The organism is Streptomyces sp. NPDC055078 (genome assembly GCF_053607985.1).
On the sequence record NZ_JBSGUP010000454.1, the window covers coordinates 1 to 6709 of the forward strand.

Annotated in this window: 1 protein-coding gene; it reads right to left on the bottom strand. The window is 71.0% G+C overall.

Features of this window, described 5'->3' with window-relative positions:
- Positions 1-19 precede the first annotated feature (19 nt).
- Positions 20-6709 (bottom strand): proprotein convertase P-domain-containing protein (locus ACWF94_RS29120; protein ID WP_453494883.1); only part of this gene is annotated, 6690 nt, incomplete at its 5' end.

A 6709-nucleotide genomic window follows, 5' to 3' on the forward strand; every position in this document is an offset into this window, starting at 1 on the left:
CCAGGGCCCCTCCGATGGATCAGGCCGGCCCCAGGCTCCAGCCGTCGACGGTCCCCGTGGCGCCGGTTCTGATGTCCCGGACCGTGAGGTACCAGGTGCCGTTGGCGGGTTCCGCCGAGGCGTTGACGACGTACTGCTTGAACACATCGGCGCCGGTATCGGAGTCGGGGAAGTCCTCCAGCGGATACAGGGATCCGTCGGGGGCCTGGAGTCCGATGACGAGGTCACCGCGCCGGGGGTGGCGGATGTCGACGGTGACCCGCAGATCGGCGCGCGCGTTGCCGGGGATGCCGGAGACCGTGACCGGGCTCTCGTTCCCGAAACCGTCGTCCGGGATCGCCAGATCGGTGCCGTTGGCGAACTTCGTCACCGGGGCGGGCGCTGTGGCCTGCTGGTTGACCGGGGACCACATCCGCCAGCCGTCGATCCTCACCGCGCAGCAGGTGCTGTGCCGCTTCACCGAAAGCCGCCAGGCCCCGTTCGCCGTCTCCCCCGAGACGTTCACCGTCCACACCCGCGCCAGCACCTCCCCCCGGTCGTGGACCACATAGCGGGTGCCGTCGGGTGCGACCAGCGCGATCTCCAGCTCACTCGCCCAGGAGTACGACGTGTCGACCCGCAACCGCAGATCCGCCGGAGCGTTCCCCGCGATCCCCGACACCGTCCGCCACGACGACACCTCCGTACCCGATGACGCCCCCTCCACCGTGAAGGCCGGTCCACGCTGCTCCGGCCAGGCGACCCGGGGGGTGAGGACCAGTCCCCATGAGTCGATGGAGCCCGCTTCACCGGCCACCGTGTCCTGGACCCGTAGCTTCCAGGTGCCCTTCAGCGCCTTCGAGGACGCGTCGATCGTGAACACCGGCGGCAGGACCGGCTTTCTGTCGTGCAGGGGGTACGCCGTCCCGTCCGGCCCGAGGAGTGTGATCACCAGCTGGTCGGGCCTGGCATGGGTGATGGCGGGCTGGATCTGGAGCCCGTTGGGTGCGTTGCCGGTGCCGTCGGCGACGGTGAGGGGGCTCTCGGCGGTGGCCAGATCGGGTACCGGGGTCCGGGTCGTGGTGAGGGCAGGAGCGAAGGGCGCGGGTGTCAGACTCCAGGAGTCGATGAGACCGGTGTCCCCCCATACGGCGTCCAGCACCCGTAGTTTCCACACCCCCTGCGCGATCTCGGACGACGCGTTGACGGTGTACGACTTGGTGAAGTCGTCCGCGTCACCGCCGCCGGTCAGATCCTCCAGCAGATAGCCGGTACCGTCCGGTGCCTCCAGATACAGCGCCAGATCACCTCGGTAGGTGTGCCGGAGGGCCACCGACACCTGCCACACCTTCGGAGCCATGGTCCCCTTGTCGACCTCGACCGTGATCGGCGACTCGCTCCAGCCGTCGTCGGTGATCGGCACGTCCGTGGTGTTCTGCCCGTTCCAGCCGGGCTTGAAGGTCGCTTCGGCGGAGGGGAGGAGCTGCACACTCCATTCGTTGACGTGCCCGGCCCACGCCAGCTTGGTGTCGGTGACCTTCAGCGCCCAGGTGCCGTTCGGGAGCTGCGCCGCACCGGGGATCGTGTATGTCTTGCGTACGTCCTCCCCGGTGTCGTAGTCGGGGATGTCCTCCAGCAGATATGTCTTCGCGTCGCCCGGGGCCTCCAGCTCAAGCTTGAGATCACCGCGGTTGGGGTGGCGGATGTCCACGGCGACCCGCAGGTCCTTGGCCTCCGCCCCCGGGATCCCGCAGGCGGTGGCGTCGCTGTAGGTGTGTGTATAGGTCAGCGGTACGTCGGCGGGGTTGGCGAACTTGGTCTCGGGCGCGGTGGTGGACGCCGTCAGGCCGATGGGCGACGACAGCCGCCACGCGTCCACCCTCGGCGCACCGCTGCCCGACGAGTGCTCGAACCTCAGCTTCCAGGCACCGTTCGCCGGGGAGGCCGACGCGTCCACGATGTACCGCTTCCGCAGGGTGTAGGGGTTCGGCTGACCGCGGCCACAGGCGTCCGTCACCGCGGGCGGCGGCTTCTCGCTGTCGTACAGGACATGGACCTCCTCCTTCGTCCTCCCCGGCCGGGGAGGCGCGATCAGGGAGACCCTCAGGCTGTAGCCGTCTCCGCCGCTGGTGGCCAGGTCCAGTTGGAGGTTGGAGGGCGCCTTGCCCGGGGTGCCGGCGACGGTCAGCGCCCGCTCGGTGACGGTGTTGCTGCCGGCCTGGAACGCGGGTCCTGGCTGCGCCGGCCAGGGAGCGGCCGGTGCGGGGGTGTTGGTGATCGGCGCGGAGATCCGCCAGCCGGTGAGGGTGCCGGTGTCCCCGATGACGCCGTCCTTGATCCGTAGCTTCCAGGTGCCGTTGACGCTCTCCCCGGAGGCGTTGAGGGAGTACGACTTCTTGAAGCCGTCCACATCGCCCGTGCCCCTGAGGTCGTCCAGCGCGTACTCCGTACCGTCCGGGGCCACCAGATACAGCGTCAGATCGCCCCGGTAGGGGTGGGCGATGTCCACATCGACCTTCAGATGGCCCGCCATGTCGGGGGTGAGCCCGGTCGTGGCCAGCTGGCTCTCCACGGTCCCCAGATCCGGGATCGCGGCCGGATTGTTCATCTCGAACGAGGGGATGGCGATGTCGCCCATCGCCCGGATCTCCTCCGGAAGGGCCGCCGAGTCACGCACCTCGACCCGGTCGACGGTGCCGGCCAGCCGGTCGACGTAGAAGCCGCCGTTCTTGCCCCGGCCGATGGCGAGGACCTGCTCGGCGGTCGCGACACTGGTGTACGGAGCGGACGCCTGGAGCCGCCCGTCGACGAACAACTGCATCTCGCCCTGGGACTGCCCCGGCCCGGGGGGCCGGTAGACCCCGGCGAGATGGATCCACACGCCCGCTCGGGGGGCTGTCGTCGCCGTCACGAGCCCGTCGGGCACGGTCCCGCCGGAGCCGGTGTCACCGGCGATACCGAAGGACCACGAGCGGACGTTGTTCAGGGCGTCGTGGGCGTAGAAGAGCCGGAAACCGGAGGTCAGGGGCCCGTCCTGGCTCACCACGGTCTGATAGCGGTCGAGCGCGTCCGGTTTCACCCACGCGGCGACCGTGAACGCCTTGTCGGGCCGGATCACCGGGCCGGCCGTGTGGGCGTGCCCGTCAAGACCGTCCAGGCGCAGGGCGCCGCCCTGGCCGTCCTTGCCCGTCGTCCAGGTGGCACCGTTCCACAGGGACAGCGTGTGGCCGTGGCCGGTCTCGTCGGCCGGGCTGTCGTCCAGGGCCCATCGGCCGCCGGGGGCGAACGACGGGCCGCCCATGGCCTGCTTGATCTCGGCTGCGGTCCTGGCTCCGTCCGACAGTGCGACGTCGTCGATCTCCCCCGGCCAGTAGTTCGTCAGCCAGCCGTCGTGCTTGCTGCGGCCGATTGTCGTCGCGCCCTCGGCGTACCAGGTGCTGCGGTGGGCCTTGGACCCGGCGGGCCTCCCGTTGACGTAGAGGCTGATCGTCCCGGCGGTGTGGTCGTACACACCGGCGAGATGGGTCCACACACCGGTCTGCGGCATCACATCGGACAGCAGATAGCCGTCCCCGCCGCCGGTCGTCTCCGCGTCGGTGGCGCTCATACCGAAGGTCCAGGCGCTGGGGTACGACGAGTAGCCGAGGTTGAATCCATTGTCGTAGCGGCCGTCCTGACTGACCGCCGACACATACGCGGCCCGGCTGTGCAGTTTCACCCAGGCCGTGACGGTGAAGCTGCCGAAGGTGTTCTCCCCGGTCCTGGCGGCCACCGGGCCGGAGGTGTAGGCGTGTCCTTCGCGCCCGTCGAGGCGGAGCGCAGCGCCGCTGCCGGGGCGGCCAGGTGCGGCCCAGGACGTACCGTCGTGGAGGGCGAGGGTGTGGCCGCCGTTGGGTGTGCTGTCGGCGGCGGTGCGGCCGGAGCCCTCGTCCAGGGGCCATTGCGCGTTCGGCCCGTACGACGCGGTGTCCTTCATCCGGTGCCGTACCTCGAACGGGGACGCGGCCCACGGGTAGATCTGCGCCTCGTCCAGATCGCCCGGCCAGAAGTCGTCGAGGAGGCCGTTGTACTTGGCCCGGCCCACGGCGGTCGGCCCGGACGCGTACCAGGTGCTGGTGTGACTCGTCTCGTCCGCCTGCCGTCCGTTGACGAACAGCCGCATCCGGCCCGCTGTGTCGTCGTACACACCGGCCAGATGGGTCCACAGGCCGGCCTGTGCGAAGGAGACCGACCGGACGGCGGCGGTGCCCTCGCTTCCGGCGGCCTCGGCGCGCGGCATGGAGAATTCCCAGGAGCGCGGATAGGGGCTGTACTTGAGGGCGAAGCCACTGTGGGTGGGCCCGTCCTGGCTGACGGCGGTGGCCCAGTCGTTCGTACGGTCCAGTTTCACCCAGGCCATGACGGTGAAGCTGCCGAAGGTGTTCCGGCCGGTGGGCCGGACCACCGCCGACGCGGTGGCGGCGTGGGAGGCGGTGCCGTCGAGCCGTATCGCGCCCCGGTTGCCGATGCGGTCCGGGATCTCGGTGATGTTCCCGGTGATCGGCGCGTGGAAGGACGGCTGTTTGGCGGCTCCCGGAGGACCGTCCCTGAGCCGCCCGTCGGCGGTGGAGTCGGCGCTCCAGTGTGCGTACACCGTGCCGGCGGTGATGACGTCCGGGGTCCTGAAGGCGTAGACGGCCGCCGCTGTGTCCTCCGCATGGTTCCCGGCCCGGTCCACGGCGACGACACGGAGGTAGTTCAACGAGGAGAACTTGGTGACCCGGTCCGTGATATGGCTGATCACGGCCTTGCCGCCGGGTGCGTCGGCTGCGACGATCTCATCCTTCAGCTCGGGTTTGGTGCTGCTGCCGAATCCGTACGCGAACCCGGTGACGTCGTGGTCTCCCCTGGCGTCGAGGGTGAACCGGCCCTGGGTGTAGAGCGGTGGCCCGATCGCCGGGCTCGGGGGGAAGTCCGTGGAGGTGATGGCAGGTGTGGTGGTGGGCTTGGTGGCGTCGACGGTGAAGGTGCACCAGGGTGTGCCGTCGCTGGAGTCGATGCCGTCGTCGGCGGTCACACCGAAGGTGTAGGTGGCGCCGTCGCGCAGGGCCTGGGACGGATCCGGCTCCAGGCTCGCCCGGGTGCCGGCCATTCCGGTGTGGCGGCTGCTGAACACCTGGCCGGTCGGCGCTCCGGCCCCCTCCCACCACCGGAACACAGCGGCGGGGTGCGCGCCGTTGCCGGGGGTGTCGGGGTCGGTGACCGTGGCGGAGAGCTTCGGGGTGGTGGTTTTGATGACCAGGTCTCCGGTCCCGCAGCCTTTCGCCCCCACGGCAAGGCCGGTCGCCCGGTCGGGGACGGTGTTGTACGTGCCGGTGATCGCCAGGATGGGATCCTGGAGGCCCGGGGTCCTCTTGTCGAGGAACTCCTTCGGCGCATACGAATCGGGGCCCTCGTCCGCCTTCAGTGCCAGTGAGGTGGTCGGCCACCGGTTGTCCGCGGCCTCTCTCATCAGGTCCTTGACGTCGAACCCGATCGGCTGGGCCTCGCAGGTCGCGTCATGGCCCCAGCCCAGGGAGGACTGGCCGACCTTGCGGTGGAACCGGGTCGTGTCCCAGGTGGTGGCGGGGCTGATCCTGTCGATGTGCCACAGTTCCACGGGCTGTGGGGTGCAGGAGTCGGCCCACCACTGGTGGATGGAGAACTGTGCGGAGATCACACGCTTGCCCGCGAGGGCCGCGGTGTTCATCTCGTAGTAGGAGCGCCAGCGCAACTCCTCACCCCGCGCCCGGCCGGCCCGGCCGATGAACGCCGAGTCCCAGAAGGCGGCCTTCGCCCCGGTGAGGGTGTTGTGGGACAGCACCATCCAGTGCAGTTTGTTGCCCCAGACCGGCCCGTTCACGGTCATCGGATAGGTGGAGCCGGGGGCGGCGAGGGCGGCTCCCGCGCCGACGGTCACCGCGTCGCGGGAGACCCGCCAGCGGACCGGGGTGGCGTCCAGCGCACGCGGCCCTGTCGCCCCCTGCCAGGCCGCCGGGCGCTTGCCGGCCTTCGGGGCACTCCCGTCCCTCGGCCCGGTCCCGCTCTTCGCCGTACTCCCGGTTCTCGGTCCTTTCCCGGCCTTCGCCGTACTCCCTGGCCGTCCCTCCGGCGTGCCGGGCCGTGCGGTCCTCCCCTCACCGGCCTCGGACTGGGCGGCGGGTGCCGCCGGGCCCAGCGCGCCGGTCAGGGTGGCGGCACCCTTCCGGTGCAGTCCGAACCGGAGCGCCCGCAGCCTCGGGTCCCGCGCGGCGGCCTCCGTACGGACGATCAGCGAGGGCGCGAACCCGGTGCCGGTGGCCGTGAGCCGCAGGTCCACCCCGGGCAGCAGGGACCGGTAGACGGCGGTGTCCCCGTCCAGTACGGGCCGGGGCAGCCGGCCTGTCCAGTCGAGCCCGAACTCGGCGCCCCGGGGCCGGGCGCGGGCCAGCGGCGCGGCCTTCGTCCCGCCACCGGAGAAGACGACGGGGACCGCCGCCGCCTTCGGGGCGACGGACCCGTCGGGCCGGACCACGAGGGTGGTGTCGACCGGCACCCAGCCCGAGCCCTTGCGGACCCGGACCGGGCGGTTGTACATCGTGGCGGTGACGGTGCCGTCCGGGTGGGCGACGACCTTGGTGTCCGGGGTACCGAGTGCGGTGACCTCGACAGACTTTCCCGAGCGCCGGGCGGTGGCCGACGTCGCGGCCTCCGCCCGTGCCCCGGCGGACGC